14 protein-coding genes and 1 pseudogene are annotated in these 20,093 nt (G+C 69.9%); 9 read left to right on the forward strand and 6 right to left on the reverse strand.

The window, feature by feature from the left end; translation table 11 throughout:
• Positions 1–37: 37 nt before the first annotated feature.
• The 3 genes from nhaA to AB0I52_RS10860 all read right to left on the reverse strand — a co-directional run bounded on the left by nhaA (position 38) and on the right by AB0I52_RS10860 (position 6,796).
• Positions 38–1,444 (reverse strand): Na+/H+ antiporter NhaA, encoded by a 1,407-nt coding sequence (gene nhaA, locus AB0I52_RS10850; protein ID WP_363071042.1) that lies wholly within the window; start codon positions 1,442–1,444, stop codon positions 38–40.
• A 298-nt stretch (positions 1,445–1,742) separates the two neighbouring features.
• Positions 1,743–3,740, reverse strand: coding sequence for an acetate--CoA ligase (gene acs / locus AB0I52_RS10855; RefSeq protein ID WP_363071044.1), 1,998 nt, complete (start codon positions 3,738–3,740; stop codon positions 1,743–1,745).
• Between the two features lie 194 nt (positions 3,741–3,934).
• Entirely contained in the window at positions 3,935–6,796 is a 2,862-nt protein-coding gene (locus AB0I52_RS10860) for a SulP family inorganic anion transporter (RefSeq protein WP_363071046.1), read from the reverse strand.
• Between the two features lie 278 nt (positions 6,797–7,074).
• Between AB0I52_RS10860 and AB0I52_RS10865 the strand changes: the two genes are divergently transcribed.
• A complete protein-coding gene (locus AB0I52_RS10865; RefSeq protein WP_363071048.1) occupies positions 7,075–8,367 on the forward strand; it encodes a hypothetical protein in 1,293 nt (430 codons plus the stop codon).
• A 189-nt stretch (positions 8,368–8,556) separates the two neighbouring features.
• On the opposite strand, the gene AB0I52_RS10870 is transcribed toward AB0I52_RS10865, so the two are convergent.
• Positions 8,557–9,552 (reverse strand): ATP-binding protein, encoded by a 996-nt coding sequence (locus AB0I52_RS10870; protein ID WP_363071050.1) that lies wholly within the window; start codon positions 9,550–9,552, stop codon positions 8,557–8,559.
• Positions 9,553–9,654: 102 nt separating this feature from the next.
• Between AB0I52_RS10870 and AB0I52_RS10875 the strand changes: the two genes are divergently transcribed.
• Complete coding sequence (locus tag AB0I52_RS10875) at positions 9,655–10,479, forward strand: oxidoreductase (RefSeq protein ID WP_363071052.1); 825 nt, start codon at positions 9,655–9,657, stop codon at positions 10,477–10,479.
• A 522-nt stretch (positions 10,480–11,001) separates the two neighbouring features.
• Here the strand turns inward: AB0I52_RS10875 and AB0I52_RS10880 are convergent.
• Positions 11,002–11,841, reverse strand: a complete 840-nt coding sequence (locus tag AB0I52_RS10880) for an HAD-IB family hydrolase (protein WP_363071054.1) — start codon at positions 11,839–11,841, stop codon at positions 11,002–11,004.
• Between the two features lie 528 nt (positions 11,842–12,369).
• Between AB0I52_RS10880 and ssd the strand changes: the two genes are divergently transcribed.
• The 7 genes and pseudogenes from ssd to AB0I52_RS10915 all read left to right on the forward strand — a co-directional run.
• Positions 12,370–13,470 (forward strand): septum site-determining protein Ssd, encoded by a 1,101-nt coding sequence (gene ssd, locus AB0I52_RS10885; protein ID WP_363071251.1) that lies wholly within the window; start codon positions 12,370–12,372, stop codon positions 13,468–13,470.
• Positions 13,467–14,615 carry a TadA family conjugal transfer-associated ATPase gene (locus AB0I52_RS10890; protein ID WP_363071056.1) on the forward strand — a complete coding sequence of 383 codons (1,149 nt, stop codon included), beginning with the start codon at positions 13,467–13,469 and terminating at the stop codon, positions 14,613–14,615. The genes ssd and AB0I52_RS10890 overlap by 4 nt, the downstream gene beginning before the upstream one ends.
• A gap of 23 nt (positions 14,616–14,638) precedes the next feature.
• A complete protein-coding gene (locus tag AB0I52_RS10895; RefSeq protein ID WP_363071058.1) occupies positions 14,639–15,496 on the forward strand; it encodes a type II secretion system F family protein in 858 nt (285 codons plus the stop codon).
• Positions 15,493–16,338: a type II secretion system F family protein gene (locus AB0I52_RS10900; RefSeq protein WP_363071060.1), complete on the forward strand. Its 846-nt coding sequence runs from the start codon at positions 15,493–15,495 to the stop codon at positions 16,336–16,338. The genes AB0I52_RS10895 and AB0I52_RS10900 overlap by 4 nt, the downstream gene beginning before the upstream one ends.
• A 68-nt stretch (positions 16,339–16,406) precedes the next feature.
• Positions 16,407–16,607 carry a DUF4244 domain-containing protein gene (locus AB0I52_RS10905; RefSeq protein WP_363071062.1) on the forward strand — a complete coding sequence of 67 codons (201 nt, stop codon included), beginning with the start codon at positions 16,407–16,409 and terminating at the stop codon, positions 16,605–16,607.
• Between the two features lie 79 nt (positions 16,608–16,686).
• Positions 16,687–17,037 (forward strand): TadE family type IV pilus minor pilin, encoded by a 351-nt coding sequence (locus tag AB0I52_RS10910; RefSeq protein ID WP_363071253.1) that lies wholly within the window; start codon positions 16,687–16,689, stop codon positions 17,035–17,037.
• A pseudogene (locus AB0I52_RS10915) lies at positions 17,037–17,411 on the forward strand (Rv3654c family TadE-like protein); the annotation flags it as partial. The gene AB0I52_RS10910 and the pseudogene AB0I52_RS10915, both read left to right, overlap by 1 nt.
• 31 nt (positions 17,412–17,442) lie before the next feature.
• Here the strand turns inward: AB0I52_RS10915 and AB0I52_RS10920 are convergent.
• Positions 17,443–20,070 (reverse strand): DEAD/DEAH box helicase, encoded by a 2,628-nt coding sequence (locus AB0I52_RS10920; RefSeq protein WP_363071064.1) that lies wholly within the window; start codon positions 20,068–20,070, stop codon positions 17,443–17,445.
• Positions 20,071–20,093 lie beyond the last annotated feature (23 nt).

Raw genomic sequence — 20,093 nt, forward strand, 5'->3', positions numbered from 1 at the left:
CTGACTCCCTCTCCTGTTCAACACATCCGATGTCAGATCATGCCGGACTGTCCGGCTTGTTGCTCGCTGCCCCCGCCAGTCGGGCAAGGCGGCGGTGCTCGGCCGCCTTCCTCTCGTGGATCGCGGCCATCCGCAGGTGGTACTCCGGATCGTCCTGTTCATAGACGTCAGGTACCCCGGACTCGTCCTCGTCGAGCTCCTCCGCGTTCGTGAGCGCCCGGTATCTGCGTACCCGGAGTTTGAGCAGTACACCGGAGAGTACGGCGGCGATCAGCGAGCCGAGCAGAACCGACGCCTTGATCTCGTTGATCATGTCGTCGTCGCCGGCGAAGGCGAGCTCGCCGATCAGCAGCGAGACGGTGAACCCGATGCCGGCGAGCGAGGCGACCGCGAAGACATCGGCCCAGGCCAGCTCCTTGTTCAGCTCCGCCTTGGTGAACCGGGTGGCCAGCCACGTACCGCCGAAGATTCCCAGCGCCTTGCCGACGACCAGTCCCAGCACGACACCGAGCGTTTCGGGCCGGGTGATCACGCCGGCCAGCGCGCCGCCGGAGAGCGAGACCCCGGCCGAGAAAAGTGCGAACAGCGGTACGGCGAAACCTGCCGAAAGCGGGCGGATCAGGTGCTCGACGCGTTCACCGGGGGAGCGTTCCTCGCCGTCGCGCCTGGTGCAGCGCAGCATCAGGCCCATCGCGACACCGGCGATGGTGGCGTGGATGCCGCTGTTGTACATCAGCCCCCAGATGACCAGGGCGAGCGGTACGTAGACGTACCAGCCGCGGACGTTGAGGCGCAGCAGCAGGTAGAAGACGGCCAGGCCGACGACGGCGCCGATGAGCGCGACGAAGTCGATGTTCTCGGTGAAGAAGACGGCGATGATCAGGATCGCGAAGAGGTCGTCGACGACGGCGAGGGTCAGCAGGAACGCACGGAGCGCGGACGGCAGCGAGGTGCCGATGACCGCGAGGACGGCGAGCGCGAAGGCGATGTCGGTGGCCGTGGGGACGGCCCAGCCGCTGGTGGAGCCGTCGCCGAGCACCGTCACCAGGGTGTAGACGAGCGCGGGCACGGCCATGCCGCAGAGCGCGGCGACGACCGGGAGGGCGGCGGCCTTCGGGTCGCGCAGTTCACCTGCGACGAGTTCGCGTTTGAGCTCGACCCCCGCGACGAAGAAGAAGATCGCGAGCAGTCCGTCGGCCGCCCAGTGCGCCACGGAGAGATGCAGACCGAGCGCCTCGGGTCCGAAGTGGAGGTCGCTGACGGTCGTGTAGCTCGACCCGAAGGTGTTCGCCCAGATCAGCGCGGCCACCGCGGCGACCAGCAGGATGACTCCGCCGACGGTTTCGGTACGCAGCGCGTCGGTGAGGAAGTTCCGCTCCGGGAGCGACTGGCGTCCCAGGAAGGTGCGGCGGGGGGAGGGGGGTGCGGGGGTGGGCGCGGCCACGAGAGAGGACCTCCGGGTGGGTACGGCAGCGACGGCATGGCTGATGCACTTGCCGACCAGACTTCCCGGCACACCCTTTGAGATTTCTTGTCGTGTTATTGACCAGCTGCCACTGTACCCGGGGTGTGCGGGGCTGTGAGCGGTGATCTTCACCCTAAATGCCCGAAGGGCATCCGGCGCGCTGCCGGATGCCCTTCGGGGAGCTCAGCTCCGCTGTTGCTTTTGGCTGTAACTCTTGGCTGTCGCTCTCTGCTGTCGTTTCCTCGGAGGAAGGCTCAGTCCTCGGAGGAAGGCCTTCTCAGTCCTCGGAGGCGGACGACGGAAGCTGGGTCTGGATGAGATCCATGACCGAGGAGTCGGTCAGTGTAGTGACGTCCCCCAGCTCCCTGTTCTCCGCCACGTCTCGCAGCAGACGCCGCATGATCTTGCCGGATCGGGTCTTCGGCAGCTCGGCGACGGGCAGGACCCGCTTCGGCTTGGCGATGGGGCCGAGCACGGTGCCGACGTGGTTGCGCAGCTCCGCGACGAGGTCGTCGGAGGCGGTCGCCGTACCGCGCAGGATCACGAACGCGACGATGGCCTGGCCGGTCGTCTCGTCGGCGGCGCCGACCACGGCCGCTTCGGCGACCGACGGGTGCGACACGAGCGCCGATTCGACCTCGGTGGTCGAGATGTTGTGCCCGGACACCAGCATCACGTCGTCGACCCGGCCGAGCAGCCAGATGTCGCCGTCCTCGTCCTTCTTGGCACCGTCGCCCGCGAAGTACTTGCCCTCGAAGCGCGACCAATAGGTGTCGAGGAACCGCTGGTCGTCGCCCCAGATGGTGCGGAGCATCGACGGCCACGGCTCGGTGAGGACGAGATAGCCGCCCCCGCCGTCCGGGACCTCACGGGCCTCGTCGTCGACGACCGTGGCGGAGATGCCCGGCAGCGCGCGCTGGGCGCTGCCCGGCTTGGTCGCCGTGACACCGGGGAGCGGCGAGATCATCATCGCGCCGGTCTCGGTCTGCCACCAGGTGTCCACGATCGGGCACGTGTCGGCGCCGATGTGCTTGCGGTACCACATCCAGGCCTCGGGGTTGATCGGCTCACCGACCGACCCGAGCACGCGCAGCGACGACAGGTCGAACTTGGCGGGGATGTCGTCACCCCACTTCATGAACGTACGGATCGCGGTCGGCGCGGTGTAGAGGATCGTGACGCCGTACTTCTGGATGATCTCCCAGAAGCGCCCCTGGTGCGGGGTGTCGGGCGTGCCCTCGTACATGACCTGCGTCGCGCCGTTGGCCAGCGGGCCGTAGACGATGTACGAGTGTCCGGTCACCCAGCCGATGTCGGCGGTGCACCAGTAGACGTCGCTCGAAGGCTTGAGGTCGAAGACCGCGTGGTGCGTGTACGCCGCCTGCGTGAGGTAGCCGCCGGAGGTGTGCAGGATGCCCTTCGGCTTCCCCGTGGTGCCCGAGGTGTAGAGGATGAAGAGCGGCTGCTCCGCCTCGAACGCCTCGGGGGTGTGCTCGGTGGACTGGCGGCCGGTGATCTCGTGCCACCAGACGTCACGGCCCTCGGTCCACGCGGTGTCCTGTCCCGTGCGCCGGACCACGAGGACGTGCTCGACGCTCTCGATACGGGCGACGGCGTCGTCGACCGCGGGCTTGAGCGCGGAGGGCTTGCCGCGGCGGTATCCGCCGTCGGAGGTGATGACGACTTTCGCGTCCGCGTCCTGGATGCGGGTGGCGATGGCATCGGCGGAGAAGCCGCCGAACACCACTGAGTGCGCCGCACCGATCCGGGCACACGCCAGCATGGCGATGGCGGCCTCGGGGATCATCGGCAGATAGACGGCGACCCGGTCGCCCTTGCCGACACCGAGCTCGGTGAGGGCGTTGGCGGCGCGGGAGACCTCGTCCTTCAGCTCCGCGTAGGTGATGGCACGGCTGTCGCCGGGCTCACCCTCGAAGTGGATGGCGACCCGGTCGCCGTTACCCGCCTCGACGTGGCGGTCCACGCAGTTGTACGCGACATTGAGCTTGCCGTCCGCGAACCACTTCGCGAAGGGCGGATTGCTCCAGTCGAGCGTCTCGGTCGGCTCCGTGGCCCAAGTCAGGCGGCGGGCCTGCTCGGCCCAGAAGCCCAGCCGGTCCGCATCGGCCTGTTCGTACGCCTCGGCTGTGACGTTGGCGTTCGCGGCCAGATCGGCAGGCGGTGCGAACCGCCGCTCCTCTTTGAGCAGGTTGGCCAGGCTTTCGTTGCTCACGACATCTCCCATTCCCAGGGTGTCCGTTGTGTCCCGGGGCATAGCTCATCAGGCCAAAGGCCGGGTGACAAGTGTCTGCCGGGAATTGGTTTAGACCTGTGTTTCGTGTATGGAGGCACGATCCCGTCCCCGCGGCGGGGTGGAGCGGAGTGCCGAGGCGCCCTGCGGTGGTGCAGGGTGGACGGCGCTGCGGAGGCGGGACCCACACGGTCTCACGGACCCGAGGTGCACCCGGTTCAGGCGCCGGTACGCGCCAACTCGGCCGGTTCATAGGGATCGTACGGGGCGGAGGGGCCGACCCGGTCGAAGACCTCGTCGAGCCCGTGGCCGGCGCCGATGCCTTCGGTCAGCAGGTACGACTGGGCCTCAGCCACGTGGAAGTACATGCCGTGCAGCTGGAGCGTGCCTTCCGCGAGGCGTCGCGCCACCGATCCATGGACCCGCAGGTGGTCCAGCTGCTGGACCACATTGGTGAGGCAGAGCTGTTCCACCTCATCGGCGGGCAGCCGGCCGGAGATCCGGGCCCAGGTGTGGCGTTTGGAGGCCATTCGCTTCAGGCTCGGCACACCGTGCCGCAGCCAGCGCCACAGAGGTGTGTCCGGGGTGTCGGGTCCGGCGCCGAGCAGTGCGTTCATGGCGCCGCAGCCGGAGTGCCCGCAGATGGTGATGGACTCCACCCCCAGCACGTCCACCGCGTACTCGATCGCCGCGCCCACCGAGTCGTCACCTCTCTCGGAATGCGGCGGCGGCACCAGGTTTCCGATGTTCCGGACGGTGAACAGGTCGCCCGGACCGCTTGCCGTGATCATGCTCGTCACCAGGCGGGAATCCGCACAGGTGATGAACAGCTGCGAGGGGCGCTGCCCCTCCCTGGCCAGCCTCGCCAGCTCCTCACGCACCAGGGGCGCCGTATTGCGCTGGAACGAACTGAGGCCGCTGACCAGTCGCTGCCCACCGGTCCGGCGTGGTGGAGCGGCGTCGTGGTCAGGTGCGTAATCCGTTGAACGGCCGGGGGGCTGCTGGGCGTCTGCGGGGGTGAGCCCATCGGAGGTGGTGCCGGGGGTGTCGGTGACGCCCGCCAGGGGTGGGGGTGTGAGTGGGGGCCTGGGTGGGACGGGAGCGGGCGCGGGGGTGGGTGAGGGAGCGGGCGCGGGGTGGAAGGGGGCTGGGAGGGGTCTGTCCGTCGTGCCTGTCGTGCCCGTCGCGTCGGTCGATTTCGTCGTGGGGGCGGTGGTGGTGCCGGCGGGTTCGGCGCATGCGGTGGCCTCGACGGTGGTCACCGCGGCGATGGCGACCTCGACGGTGGTGCTTGAGGCGTGGCGGCCGTGGCTGAAGTCGGTGAGGGGTACGTGCTCGGGCCGGTCGTGGCAGTGATGGTTGCGCCATGGTGTCCAGGGGCGGCAGCAGGAGTGTGCTGCCGACGCGGGCTCGGCGATCCGGCCACCGGACCTGCCGGCGAAGACGACCCGGCCGCCGTGGGCGGTATGGGCATTGCTCCAGTCCTGGAACATCTCGTACGCCGCGTGATCGATGAAGAAGCCGTCCAGCTCGACGACCACGTCCGCGTCGTGGGGCAGCTGTCCCAGCGTCCGGTTGAGCCGGGGCACGGCCAGGAACGTCAACTGTCCCCGTACGACGACCAGATGCCGACCGCTCTGTTCGGTCACGGTGATCCTGGTCCGCGCCAGTCGGTGCAGGGCGACGGCCACCGCCACCGCGATCCCGATCGCCACGCCCTTGAGGACACCGAAGAGCAGTACCCCGGTGATCGTCGCTCCGTACACCAGGAATTCCCGATGTCTGTGGACGTTACGGATGTGGGCGAAGCTCACCATCTGGATGCCGACCACCATCACGAGCGCGCCCAGGGCGGCCAGGGGGATCCACTCCAGCACGGTGACCAGCAGACCAGTGGCGAGCAGTACCCAGATGCCGTGCAGCACGGTGGAGGCACGGCTGGTCGCTCCGGCCCGTACGTTCGCCGAACTGCGCACCGCGCCGCCGGAGACAGCCAGCCCGCCGAGCAGGCCCGACACCGTGTTGGCGATGCCTTGTGCGCGTAGTTCCCGGTCGAGGTCGGAGCGTCTGACGGGGGGCGAGGCCGGGCGGGAACCGGGCTCGGGGAGTTCGGCCGGGTGTGCGTACGTACCCTCGCCCGCCTGATCACCGTCCTGCTCGACGGACGCTCCGGCCGACCGCTCGCTGTTCCGGTCGGCGGCCAACTTGTCCACGGCGACGGCGGCGAGCAGGGATTCCAGGCTTGCCACCAGCATCATCGTGAACACGGCTGTGGCCAGGCCGAGTACGGGTCCCTGCGGCATTTCGGGCAGGGCGTGCGAACGCCAGGACGGCAGATCGACCCGAGCGATCGACGGTGCTGCGAAGGCCGCTACGGCAGTGGCGACGGCTACGGACACCAGGGCCGCCGGAATCCGCCGCATTGTGAGGCCGGGCCGCCCCGGAATCCGGGGCCACAGCACCAGAATCGCGATGGTCAGACCGCCGATCAGCGGTGCGGCCGGGCCCACCTGTGCCAACCGGTCGGGCAGCGTAAGGGCGTTGGAGACGGCCGAGCTCTCCGGCGAGCCGCCCAGCACGATGTGCAGCTGAGCGAGCGCGATGGCCACTCCGATGCCGGCGAGCGTGCCGTGCACGATGGCGGGGCTGACGGCCAGCGCGCTGCGAGCGGCCCGCAGTGAACCCAGCAGGAGCTGTAGCAGGCCCGCTCCGATGGTGATCGCGCAGGTGGTGCGCCAGCCGTAGACCTGGATCAACTCGGCGGTCACCACGGTGAGTCCGGCGGACGGCCCGGAGACCTGGAGCGGGGTGCCGCCGAGCAGGCCGGCCACGATGCCGCCGACTGCGGCGGAGATGAGACCGGCTTCCAGCGGGGCATCCATGGCGACGGCCAGGCCGAGCGACATGGGGATGGCGAGAAGGAAGACAGTGATCGATGCGGACAGGTCGGCGCCCGCGATGCGGAATCGTCCGCCGCGATGCGGCGGTGGCGGGCTGTGAGGTCGCTTGACCCCCGATGACCGGGGAGGTCGCGAACTGCGGGATGAGCGGTCATGACGAATGGGGACGCAGGCAGACATGTTTCCCGTCTCCTCCGGGGCGGCGCGGAACGTGGGAAGCGGCCGTGAGTCACGGCGTGCAGCGGCGAGATATCCCAACTCTCGGTAAATAGATCGTAATGGAGAGTAAAGATCTGTGTCCATGATTGAGGGCAAATGGTCCATCTAATCACCCATTTCAGTGAATAGGCAGCTTTTCATTCGGCCTGTCGCACGGATTTGTGTGCAGTGCGTGCGACTTTGACCGCGCCGTGTCGGCACTTCAGCGCAATCAAACCTGCAAGGAAGAGGGTGGGCGGATGATGACCGCCACGAAGAGGATCGCCTTGGGCATCGTGGCCATTGCGCTGGTCGCGGGAGTGGCCGGCTGCTCCGGGTCGGATTCCGGCACGGGCGCATCCGGGCCCGGTGCCGTGAACGGTGCGCCGAGCGGAGCCGCGAACGGTGCGGCCGGGGCGAAGAAGAAGGCCGCCGACGAAGCACCCAAGAGTGCGTTCCGGCTCATCGGCGACGGTTCCACGGCCTTCACCGGCGCCCAGCCGAAGCAGCCCGCGGTGAAGCGGCTGGCTCCCGGTCAGAAGCCCCCGCAGTTCGTGGTGTTCTCATGGGACGGCGCGGGGGAGGACAGCCAGCAGCTCTTCTCGCACTTCCGCGAGGTGGGCAAGAAGTACGACGCGAACATGTCGTACTTCCTCAGCGGCGTGTACCTGCTGCCGGAAGCGAAGAAGAAGCTCTACGACCCGCCCAAGCACAACGCCGGCAGTTCCGACATCGGCTTCAACGACACCAAGGGGATCCGGGACACCCTCACTCAGGTCCGCGGTGCCTGGTTGGACGGAAACGAGATCGGCACCCACTTCAACGGCCACTTCTGCGGCAAGGACGGTGGCGTCGGCACCTGGTCCGTTGCCGAGTGGAAGAGCGAGATCAACCAGGCGAAGTCCTTCGTGAAGGGCTGGAAGTCGAACGATCCCGAGCTCAAGGGCATGAAGCCGCTGCCCTTCGACTACGACAAGGAACTCATCGGCGGCCGCACCCCCTGCCTGGAGGGGCAGAAGAACATGGTGGCGGCCGCACGCTCGATGGGCTTCCGCTACGACTCCAGTGGCGTCAATGACCAGGTGTGGCCGAAGAAGAAGGGCGGCATCTGGGACCTCTCGATGCAGCTCGTCCCGGTACCGGGACGCGAATTCGAGACCCTCTCGATGGACTACAACTTCATGTTCAACCAGTCCGGTACGACCCAGGGCGACCCGGACCAGCACGAGTACTGGGGCAACCAGATGCGGGACGGCCTGCTCCAGGCCTTCGACCGCTCGTATGACGGAAACCGCGCCCCGCTGATCATCGGCAACCACTTCGAGTCCTGGAACGGCGGTACGTACATGCGCGCCATCGAGGAGACGATCGAGTCCGTCTGTACCAAGCAGGGTGTGCGCTGCGTGTCCTTCAAGCAGCTGGCGGACTGGCTGGACGGCCAGGACCCGGCGACGCTCGCGAAGCTCGGCACGCTGAAGGTCGGAGAAGCACCCGAGAAGAGCTGGGCCTCCTTCCTCGGCGGAGCCGCGAGCCCCGGCAAGGGCAAGGAGTAGGGCAGGAGCGGGAACAAGAGCAGGGGCAGGAGTAGGAACAAGAGCAGGAGCTGAAGCCGGAGCAGGGCAAGGCTGCTGCGAAGGTAGCCGTCCGGGTCGGGCGGGAAGCCCACCGACCCGGACGGCCACAGGTGAGGATGCGCCTGGCCGGGGGCGCCCGTACCCGAACTCGGGCAGGGCGCCGGCCGGTCAGGCCGGTTGGGCCGCCCCGGTCCGGGCGCAGTGCTCGTCGAGCACGAAGGCCGGGTCCACCTGGGCCGCCAGGTCGGCCCCTGTCTTCTCGTTGCCCCAGCTCTCAGCATTCTTCAGATGGAAATGCACCATCTGTCGCGTGTATCGCTCCCAGTCGCGCTGCCCGTACGAGTCCTCCGCGGCGTTCTGCAGGGCCTGCAGAGCCATACGGTTGTCCGCTTCCAGCAGCTCGAAGCGGGAGGGGCGGCCCTTCTCCATGGCCCGCACCCAGTCGGAATGGCCGACGGTTACCAGCAGGTCGTCGCCGACCTCGGCGCGCAGGAACTCCAGGTCGTCCTCGCCCTGCACCTTGTTGCCCACGACCTTCAGTGCGACTCCGAAGTCACGCGCGTACTCCTTGTACTGGCGGTAGACCGACACTCCCTTGCGGGTCGGCTCCGCGACCAGGAACGTCATGTCGAAGCGGGTGAACATCCCCGAGGCGAAGGAGTCCGAGCCCGCGGTCATGTCGACCACGACGTACTCCTCGGGGCCGTCGACGAGATGGTTGAGGCAGAGCTCGACTGCGCCGACCTTGGAGTGGTAGCAGGCCACCCCCAGGTCCGACTCGGTGAACGGCCCGGTGGCCATCAGGCGGATGTCCCCGTCGTCGAGCCCGACCGTGCGGGCGCATGCGTCGTAGATCGGGTTGTCCTCGCGCACGCGGAGCAGTCGCGAGCCCTCGCCGGGCGGCGTTGTCTTGATCATCGTCTCGACCGAAGCGATGCGGGGATTGCTGCCGCGCAGATACTCCTTGATCAGAGGCAGCTGTGCTCCCATGGCGGGCAGCGCTGCGGCCTCCTCCTCGTCGAGGCCGAGCGCGGCCCCGAGATGCTGGTTGATGTCGGCGTCCACCGCGACGACGTGGGCCTCATTGGCGGCAAGGTGGCGGATGAAGAGCGAGGACAGCGTGGTCTTGCCGCTGCCGCCCTTCCCTACGAAAGCGATCTTCATGTTCACCTAGCGTAGTGGCATGATTGCTATACGTCGTCGAACTTCGTGAAGAAGACCACTCCGGGGCGGCAGGTGGGCGGGGTGCGCGTAGCCTCGCTACTTATGAGTACGACTTCCTCGGACCCGCTCGCCACCCTGGGTACCCTGCCGGGCGTGACGGATGCGGTGGACTCCGTACGCAAGGCGGTCGACCGCGTCTACGGTCACCGTGTCATGCGGCGCCGCAGCAACGAGGTCACCTCGGAGGCGGCCCTGCGCGGCGCTCGCGGGTCGGCCGCGCTCTCCGGCGCTGACTGGAACTTGGAAGAGGTGCGCCGGCGCACCGACTTCACTGGGGACAGTGAGGCGCGTGTGGTCGGGGCCGCTCTGCGGTTGACCGCAGAGGCGGGCCAACTGCTCTCCATCTGGCGGCAGTCCCCGTTGCGTGTGCTGGCGAGGCTGCATCTGGTGGCGGCCGGTGGCGCGGCGCCCGAGGACGCCGTCGGCCGGCCCCGGCTGGCGGGTGAGCCGGTGGATGAGCCGCTGATCGAAGCGCCGCTGCCCGGCGCCGACGAGGTGGCGGGCCGGCTGGAAGGGCTCAGCGGGCTCATTCTTTCGGGGAGTGAGGCGCCTGCCCTGGTGACGGCCGCGGTCGTGCACGGCGAGTTGATGGCCCTGCGTCCGTTCGAATCGCACAACGGTCTGGTCGCGCGGACCGCCGAGCGGATCGTGCTGATCGGGAGCGGACTCGACCCGAAGTCGATTTGCCCGGCAGAGGTCGGCCATGCCGAGCAGGGGCGGGCGGCTTACGTAGCGGCTTTCGAGGGATACCTGTCGGGAACGCCGGAGGGTATGGCGGCCTGGATTGCGCACTGCGGGCGCGCGGCGGAACTCGGCGCCAGGGAATCGACGGCGGTCTGCGAGGCGCTCCAGCGCGGCGCCGCGTAACGAGCGGACGCCGAGAGGTTCACGCTGGTTCCGACGCCGGGCGGCAGTATCTGGGGAAAAGGGTTGCGGCGGTACCGGGCTCGGTACCGCCGCTGGCATGTCCACCCGGTTACCAAGCGTCCTCGATATATGCCCATCAGGTCGGGTGCTTTGCCCGTCCCTGGTGCGGCTGGCCCGTAATCGACGGGTCGACGTCGCGTGGGTGCCCGGCTTTCATGCGCGGTCCGTGGGGCCTTTTCTGCGTTCCAGGTCATCCTCACGGATGTCCTTGGTCTCGCGGGCCGTTGACTCCTTTGTACTCCAGGGGCCGGGTGAGCGGTAGTGCTGGCGGCACTTCTTTACTTTTGGGTTCAATTACGGATGAGTCGGATCAATTGGGGCCACGGGGATTTCAGGGTGCGGTGATGACGGTCCGTAGCTGATTCCCGGGGTGGTCCAGATGGTCGGCGGACCGGGTTTGGCGGGGCGAGGTGGGGCGTCCGGCGTCCGGGTGGCCGAGGGCGGGGTTGGGAGATGGCTGCGTCACGCCGATGTCACGGCGGCGCGTCGGCGGGCGGTGTACCAGACCAGTCCGGCGGTGAGAGCGGCCGCGCCCACCGCTGCCGCAGCCATGAGTGCCGGGCGCGGCGGCAACGAGAAGTCGGGCAACCGCTGCTTGAGTCGGACCGGGCGGTCGAAGACGAGAATCGGCCACTCCCGGAGAGTCGCCTCGCGGCGCAGGGCGCGGTCCGGATTGACCGCGTGCGGATGGCCGACGGACTCCAGCATCGGCACATCGGTCGCGGAGTCGCTGTAGGCGTAGCAGCGCGCGAGGTCGTAGCCCTCGGACACGGCGAGGGCCTTGATGGCCTCCGCCTTCGTCGGTCCGTACGCGTAGTACTCCACCTCGCCGGTGAAGCAGCCGTCGTCGCCGACGACCATGCGCGTGGCAACGACACGGTCGGCGCCGAGCAGCTCACCGATCGGTTCGACGACTTCGGCGCCGGAGGTCGAGACGATGACCACATCACGTCCTGCGGTGTGATGTTCCTCGATGAGCGTCGCCGCTTCGTCGTAGATGATCGGGTCGATCAGATCGTGAAGGGTCTCGGCGACAATTTCCTTCACCTGCTGGACGTTCCAGCCTTTGCAGAGCGCGGAGAGATACTCGCGCATCCGCTCCATCTGGTCGTGATCTGCGCCCCCGGCAAGGAACACGAACTGTGCGTACGCAGTGCGCAGTACGGCACGGCGGTTGATCAGCCCGCCTTGATAGAAGGACTTGCTGAAGGTCAGTGTCGAAGACTTCGCAATGACCGTCTTGTCCAGGTCAAAGAAGGCTGCTGTGCGCGGCAAGAAGCAGTTTTCCACAAGGCAGAGCATAGGGGCCCACCATTCGGCGTAAACTCCGGCGTGTGGGTTTGCCTGAGAAGACGCTCGGGTACACCATGGAAGTCACGGATCGTTCGCGACCGTGCTAACCCGGTCCGGCTCCTCCCCCCCCGAGTCGGCCGTGGGGACGACCCCCGCTCTCCCCCCCGGCGGGGGTCGTCGCATGTCCGGACGCGTTTCTGTCGCTCGGAATCAAGCATTTTCTCCTCCTTCTCGGCCGTGGTGGCCCGTGTCTGCGCTGAACTCACATCAGCATGCATCGTCACGGTGTGTGATGGAAGGGCTGCTCTCTGGAAGTCGCCGGTTTGAGCTACGGGGATATTCACAACGGCGGAGTTGTCCACAGTTTTCGAGCAAGATCCACACGATTTCCTGAAGCGCTGCACCGTGATTCCACCCGTGAAGTCCGCGGGGTCCGGAATCACCGTTCTCGGAACGCTCCGAGATCGCCGCGAACCGCGGTGAAGGTGAGTGAAGAAGGGGGCTGAGATCGTGGCTGAATCCAGCGCACGGGATCGTTTGCAGGCCGTCGGGTCGCGGCGGGACGGGCCGTTGATCGTCACCGAGGATGTGGATCTGCTCGACGATCTGCTGAGGCTGTGTGCGGCCGCCGGCGCGGAGCCCGAGGTCCATCACACGCTGCCGGACCGGCGAGGGGGCTGGGAGCGGGCACCCATGGTTCTCGTCGGGGACGACGCGGCATTGCGGTGCCGTGGTGCGGCTCGCAGGCGGGGCGTGATGCTCGTCGGGCGCGACCAGGACGCGCCCGACGTCTGGCGCCGGGCCGTGGAGATCGGGGCCGAGTACGTGCTGCGGCTGCCCGATTCGGAGAACTGGCTCGTCGATCAGATCGCCAACGCGACGGAAGGCGTCGGCAGGCCGGCGCTCACCGTCGGAGTGATCGGCGGCCGCGGTGGCGCCGGTGCGTCCACGCTGGCCTGCGCACTCGCGGTGACCGCCGCGAGGATCGGGCGGCGGACCATGCTGATCGACGGTGATCCGCTGGGCGGCGGCATCGATGTGCTGCTCGGCGGCGAACGGGCGGAGGGCATGAGGTGGCCTGATTTCGCCCACTCCAAGGGGCGGGTCGGTGGCGGCGCCCTGGAGGAGTCGCTGCCCGCGGTCCACGGGCTGCGGGTGCTCAGCTGGGGCCGTGACGACTGGGTGGTCATCCCGCCGCAGGCCATGCAGGCGGTTCTGGCCGCCGCGCGGAGGCTCGGTGGGGTGGTGGTCGTCGATCTGCCGCGCCGTGTCGACGAGGCGGTGGCCGAGGCCCTTGCGCAAATGGACCTCGGACTTGTGGTGGTGCCCGGGGAACTGCGGGCGGTCGCGGCGGCGAAACGCGTGGCGTCGATGGCTGGGATGGTGCTCGACGACCTCCGGGTCGTGGCGCGCGGGCCGTACGCCTCCGGCCTCGACGAACAATGGGTGGCGCACGCCATGGGGCTCCCGCTGGCCGGTGAACTCCCCTTGGAGCAAGGCCTGCTGGCCGAGCAGGACATGGGTGAGCCGCCCGGCGGCAGCGCTCGCGGACCGCTTGCCAGGTTCTGCTCGGCCTTCTGGGACCGGGCGCTCGCCGGTGAGGGCGCCGGTGGACCGGCCGCCGGAGGTGCCTCATGACCGAGGCGCTGCTCGACGCCGTTCGGCAGCGGCTGGCGCAGAGCGGAGCGGCGCCGACCCCGGCCGGAGTCGCGGCCGCGCTGCGGGCGCAGGGGCGACTGCTCGGGGACGCCGAAGTGCTGTGTGCCGCAGATGAGTTGCGCGGAGAGCTGATCGGGACCGGCGTGCTGGAGCCGCTCCTCGTGGATCCGGCGGTCACCGACGTTCTGGTGTCCGCGCCCGACCGGGTGTGGGTGGACCGGGGCCGCGGACTCGAACTCACCGGGGTGACCTTCGCCGACGCGGCGGCGGTGCGCAGGCTCGCGCAGCGGCTCGCAGCCGTGGCGGGACGGCGCCTGGACGATGCCAGGCCCTGGGTGGATGCGCGGCTTCCGGACGGGACCCGGATGCACGCCGTGCTGCCACCCGTGTCGGTCGGATCGACCTGCCTGTCCTTGCGGGTGGTCCGGCCCAAGGCCTTCTCGCTGGCCGAGCTGGTTGCGGCGGGGACCGTACCCCCAGGTGGTGACCGGGTGCTGCGGGCACTGGTGGAGGCCCGGGTCTCCTACCTCATCAGTGGAGGAACGGGGGCCGGGAAGACAACGCTCCTCGCGAGCCTGCTGGGTGCGGTGGGGGAGCGGGAGCGGATTGTGCTCGCCGAGGACTCCGCCGAGCTGCGCCCGGACCATCCGCACGTCGTACGGCTGGAGTCCCGTCCTGCCAACCAGGAGGGCGCCGGGCGGGTGACGCTCCGGGACCTGGTGCGACAGGCCCTGCGCATGCGGCCCGACAGGCTGGTGGTCGGGGAGGTGCGGGGCGCGGAGGTCACCGAGCTGCTGGCTGCGCTGAATACCGGCCATGAGGGCGGATCAGGAACGGTTCACGCAAACGCGGCCGAGCATATCCCGGCCCGGCTGGAGGCGTTGGGGACGGCGGCGGGACTGGACCGGACGGCTCTTCACAGCCAGCTGGCGGCGGCGCTGTCCGTGGTGGTTCATCTCGTGCGGGACCGGTCCGGGCGGCGGCGGATCGCCGAGGTCCATGTTCTGGAGCGGGACGCGGCGGGGCTGGTGGTGACCGTACCGGCACTGCGCTGGGGTGCGGTCGGATTCGAGCGGGAGCGGGGCTGGGAGCGGCTGCGGTCCCTGATCGGGGGTGAGCTGTGACCGGTGGTGCGGCAGAGGTGGGGATGCCGGAGGCGGTGCGTGCGGCAGCACTGTGTGCGGGAGCAGCGGCCTGGCTGGTGGTGGCCGGGCGGGACCAAGGGCCGCGGCGAGCGAGGGTGTTGTTCGACGAAGGGGCTGCGGAGTCGCCGCTGGGGAAGCGATGGGAGAGCGGTCGGAGACGGCTCCAGGTGTGGCTGAGAGGGCGGCGGGAGTGGCTGTGTCTGCCGGTGGCCCTGGCCCTGGGGGCTCTTGGTGAGTCCGTGCTGCCGATCGTCGCGGGGGCGGCCGCGGTGCCGTTGGTGCGGCGGTGGCTGCGGAGAAGGGAGTTGCGCGAGGACCGGGAGCGCCGGGCCGACGGAGTGGTGGACCTGTGCGGTGCGGTGGTGGGTGAGCTGAGGGCCGGCCGCGAACCGGGGCAGGCGCTGCTCGTCGCGGTCCGCGGAACGGGGGCGATGGGCGCGGCGGAGGCGGGGGTGTCGGCCGCAGCGCAGTTCGGGGGCGATGTCCCGGGAGCGCTGGGGCAGGCGGCGTGCGAACCGGGTCTGGACGGGCTCGCCGGAGTGGCCGCCTGCTGGCGGGTGGCGGTGGACGGCGGGGCCGGACTCGCGGCCGGTCTGGACCGGCTGGAGGGCGCGTTACGGGCCGAGCGGCGTCGGCGGGAAGAACTGCGGGCGCAACTGGCCGGTGCGTGGTCGACGGTCGTGGTGCTGGCTCTGTTGCCCGTGCTGGGCATGGGGCTTGGCGCCGCGCTCGGGGCGGAGCCGCTGAAGGTGCTGCTGCACAGTTCGGCCGGACTGGTCTGTCTGGTGGCGGGCGGCCTGCTGGAGGCGGCCGGTCTGCTCTGGGCCGGCCGGATCGTCCGGGCGGGAGAAGCGGTATGAGCGCCGCGTTCGGTGAAGTTGTCCACAGGGTGGGGGTCGTCGGGTCGGCGGCGGTTGTGTGTACCCAGTCGGCGCTCGCCCTGGCCCGTCGGCGGACCGGGCGGCGGGTGCGGTGCAGGGGAGCGACGGTTCTGGCGGTCGACGAGCTGGGTCCGGTACGTCCTGGCGGCCGTGCCGGCACAGTCGGCCGGGTACCGCGGCGGCTCGGCCGGCTGGTGGCCGGTGCCCCGGTCAGGCTGTGGGCGGTGGCGCTGGGTGTCGTGCCGGCGGGCTGGATTCTGGTGGGTGGCCTGCTGGGGTGGGCGGTTGGCCTGGCGGCGGGGTACGGCGCCTGGCGGTGGCAGCGGGCTCGGCAGGGAAACGCGCCGCATGACGCGGCGCAGGAGGCGGCGAGGGCCGCGGAGGCCATACGTCAGCTCCCGCTGGCTGCCGATCTGCTGGCGGCCTGTATCTCCGTCGGGGCCGGTCCGCGAGAGGCGGCAGAGGCGGTGGGGGAGTCGCTGGGAGGGCCGGTCGGTGAGCAACTGGCGCGCACGGCGGCGGAGATCCGGCTCGGTGGGGACCCTGCCGTCGCCTGGGGGAGATTCGGGGAGGTACCGGGCGCTGCCGCGCTGGCGCGCTGTCTGGACCGGGCCGCTGCGACCGGCGCTCCGGCGGCGGAGCCGGTCTCCAGGCTGGCCGAAGCGATGCGCGCCGAGCGGTCGAGCGCAGCGGTGACGCGTGCGCAGAGGGCCGGCGTGCTGATCACCGCGCCTGTCGGGCTCTGCTTCCTTCCCGCGTTTCTCACGGTGGGGGTGGCGCCCGTGGTGATCGGTCTGGCGACGGGATTGCTGAATCCCTGACGCGCCAATAGAGGCAAATGAGATTACTTGGTCAATTTCGATGGAAAACCATCTCGTGGGGGTTTGAAATGATGCGGAAAGTAATGGATCGGGTGCGGAGTCTGGTAAGCCGGACTCGGGCCGACAGGGGCATGACGACGTCCGAATACGCGGTGGGCACGATCGCCGCCTGTGCGTTCGCTGCGGTGCTCTACAAGGTGGTCACCAGCGCACCGGTCATGGCGCAGTTGCAATCGCTGCTCAAGGGCGCCCTCGATGCGAAGTTCTGAGCGCGGCGCATCTGAGCGCGGCGCAGTGGTGGTGCCGGGGTCCGGGGAAGGGTCCGGGGAGCGATCCGGGCCGGTGGGGATGTGGAGTGACCGGGGTGCGGTGACGGCAGAGGCCGCCATGACGATTCCGGTGCTGGTGGTGTTCACCCTCGCCCTGTTGTGGGCCCTGATGGCCGCATCGGCCCAGATCCGGTGTGTGGACGCGGCACGGGCCGGCGCACGGGCGGCGGCCCGCTCCGAGCCGGAGGCACAGGTGCGGGAGGCCGCCCTCTCGGCGGCGCCGGGCCGGGCGGGGGTCGAGGTACGACGGACCGGGGCACTGTGGCGGGTCAGGGTGACCGCACCGACTCCGGGCCCCGGGCCGCTGGCCGTCACGCTGAGAGCGGAGGCCGTGGCGTCGGCGGAGGACATGGTGGGGGCGACGCCATGATGCGGCTGGGTCGGCGAGCGCCTGGCGAGTGGCTACAGGGGCTCTGCGGGCGCTACAGGCGCTGTGAGCGGCGGGACCGGGGACTGGCCACCGTGTGGGCTGCGGTGGCCACGGTGACGCTGTGCACGGTGTTCGCGGTGGTGCTGGCGCTCGGGCAGGTGGTGGTGGCTCGGCACCGGGCCGGAGGCGCGGCCGATCTGGCTGCCTTGGCCGCGGCCGACCGGGCCTTGGAGGGAGCAGCCGCGGCATGCCGGGCCGCCCAGCAGGTTGCCGGCGCGCAGGGGGCGGAAGTGGTGCGGTGTGCCGTGCAGGGGGAGATCGCCGATGTGGCGGTCCGGGTGCGGCTCGGGCCGTACGCACCGGAGGTCAGGTCCCGGGCGGGGCCGGCGACGACGGCTCCTGTGGCTACAGGGCCGTCGGGGAGTCCGGGGGGTCGTGAGGGGCGTCCGGTTCGGGCGGGCTTGGTGCCGGTGACGGGTCCGGTGCAGATGGCGGCGCCGGTGTCGCCGAGGGCCCTGACACGGTTGATCGGTCCGGTGCCGCCGAGCGCGGGTCCGGTGGCACCGAGCCCCCCAAACCCTGGTCGGGAGGTGCGGATCGGAGGAGCTCGGTGAGCAGGCGTACGGCGCCGCGTTTGTGCAGCGGTTCGTTGCCGTTGCCGCACTTCGGGGACTGGATGCAGGACGGGCAGCCCGCGTCGCACTCGCAGGAAGCGATGGCCTGACGCGTGGCGGTCAGCCAGCCGCGCGCGGTGTGGAAGGCGCGTTCGGCGAACCCGGCACCTCCGGGGTGGCCGTCGTACACGAAGACTGTCGGCAACAGGGTGTCCGGGTGCAGCGGTACGGACACGCCGCCGATGTCCCAGCGGTCGCAGGTGGCGAAGAGCGGCAGCATCCCGATCGACGCGTGTTCGGCGGCGTGCAGCGCGCCACCCAGGATCTCCGGGTTGATCCGGGCGGTGTCGAGCTGGTCCTGGGTGACCGTCCACCACACGGCGCGGGTGCGCAGGGTGCGGGGCGGAAGGTCCAGTTTGGTCTCGCCGAGCACCTCGCCGCTGATCAGTTTGCGACGGAGGAAGGAGACGACCTGGTTGGTGACCTCCACGGAGCCGTAGCAGAGGCGCCCGTCGCCCCACGGGATCTCGGTGTCGGTCTCCAGGACGGCGATGGCGGTGGTGTCGCGTGCGGTCGTCGAGTACGGCGGATTCGCCTCCTCGACCAGTGCCGCCGAGTCCTCCAGGTCCAGTTTCCGGACCAGGTAGGTGCGGCCCTGGTGGAGGTGGACGGCGCCCTCGTGGACGGCGGTGTGGGCGGCGGACTCGTCGACGGTGCCCAGCAGCCTCCCGGTGCCCTCCTCGACGATCTGGACGGGGCGGCCGCCCTCGCCCCGGATGTCGGTGAGGTCGGCGGCCCGTTCCCGCCGGGTCCAGTGCCAGCCCGAGGGTCGTTTGCGGAGCAGCTTCGCGGCTTCCAGCTGGGGCAGCAGTTCGGCCGTGGCGGGCCCGAAGAGCTCCAGGTCGGGTCCGGTGAGCGGCAGCTCCGCTGCGGCGGCACACAGATGGGGGGCCAGGACGTACGGGTTGTCCGGATCGAGGACGGTCGACTCCACGGGCTGCTGGAAGAGTGCCTCGGGGTGGTGGACGAGGAAGGTGTCCAGCGGGTCGTCACGGGCCACCAGGATGGCGAGGGCGCCCTGGCCCGCTCGTCCCGCGCGGCCGGCCTGTTGCCACAGTGAAGCCCTCGTACCGGGGTAGCCCGCTATGACGACGGCGTCCAGGCCGGAGACGTCGATGCCGAGTTCGAGGGCGGTGGTGGCGGCGAGGCCGAGCAGCTGGCCGGAGTGCAGGGCGCGTTCCAGGGCTCGGCGTTCCTCGGGGAGATACCCCCCGCGGTAGGCGGCGACGCGGGCGGGCAGGGAGCGGTCGATCTCCGCGAGGCGTTCCTTGGCGATGACGGAGATGAGTTCGGCGCCCCGCCGGGAGCGCACGAAGGCGACCGAGCGCACGCCCTGCACGGTCAGATCGGTGAGCAGGTCCGCGGTCTCCGCCGTGGCGGTGCGGCGCACGGGGGCGCCCTTCTCGCCGTGCAGCTCGGTCAGGGGCGGCTCCCACAGGGCGAAGACCAGTTCGCCGCGCGGGGAGGCGTCGTCGGCGACCTCGACGACCGGGAGGCCGGTGAGGCGGCCCGCCGCGGCCGAGGGCTCCGCCGCGGTGGCGGAGGCCAGGAGGAAGACGGGATCGGCGCCGTAGCGGGCGCACAGGCGGCGTAGTCGGCGCACCACCTGGGCGACGTGGGAGCCGAAGACACCTCGGTAGGTGTGGCACTCGTCGATGACGACGTAGCGCAGGGCGCGCAGGAAGGAGGACCAGCGGGGGTGGGACGGGAGTATCCCGCGGTGCAGCATGTCGGGGTTGGTGAGGACGTAGTTGGCGTACTGGCGTACCCATTCGCGTTCCTCGACGGGGGTGTCGCCGTCGTAGACCGCGGGACGGATCCCGTTGCCCAGCGGGGCCGCGAGTTCCTTCACCGAGCGCCTCTGGTCCGCGGCCAGGGCCTTGGTGGGGGCGAGGTAGAGGGCGGTCGCGCCACGGCCGTTGGGAGCCTCGGAGCCGTCCAGGAGGGCGCTGAGGACCGGGGCGAGGTAGGCCAGCGACTTGCCGGAGGCGGTTCCGGTGGCGATGACGACCGACTCGCCGTCCAGCGCGTGCTCCGCCGCAGCCGCCTGATGGGCCCAGGGATGATCGATTCCGGCCTTCTGGATGGCGGCGATCACTTCTGGACGGATGCGATCGGGCCAGATGGCATGGGTTCCCGCACGCGGGGGCAAGTGCTCCGTATGAGTGATGCGCGCGGACCGGTTCGCCCCTGCGGCGAGCCGGTCGAGGACCATGTCCGGAGAGGGGCGGGAGCCCCCGCTCTCGGGCGGTCGACTGGGGCGGTGATTCTTGGCCATCGGCACCGAGTGTGTCACTGGCGAGGCGGACAATGGTCCCAAGGCGTCGTGCATGGCAGCTGGTAAGTGATTGAATGCCATCGCGGCTGGCGATCCGTCCCCTG

The organism is Streptomyces sp. NPDC050423 (assembly GCF_040655445.1).
Taxonomy (GTDB): Bacteria; Actinomycetota; Actinomycetes; order Streptomycetales; family Streptomycetaceae; genus Streptomyces.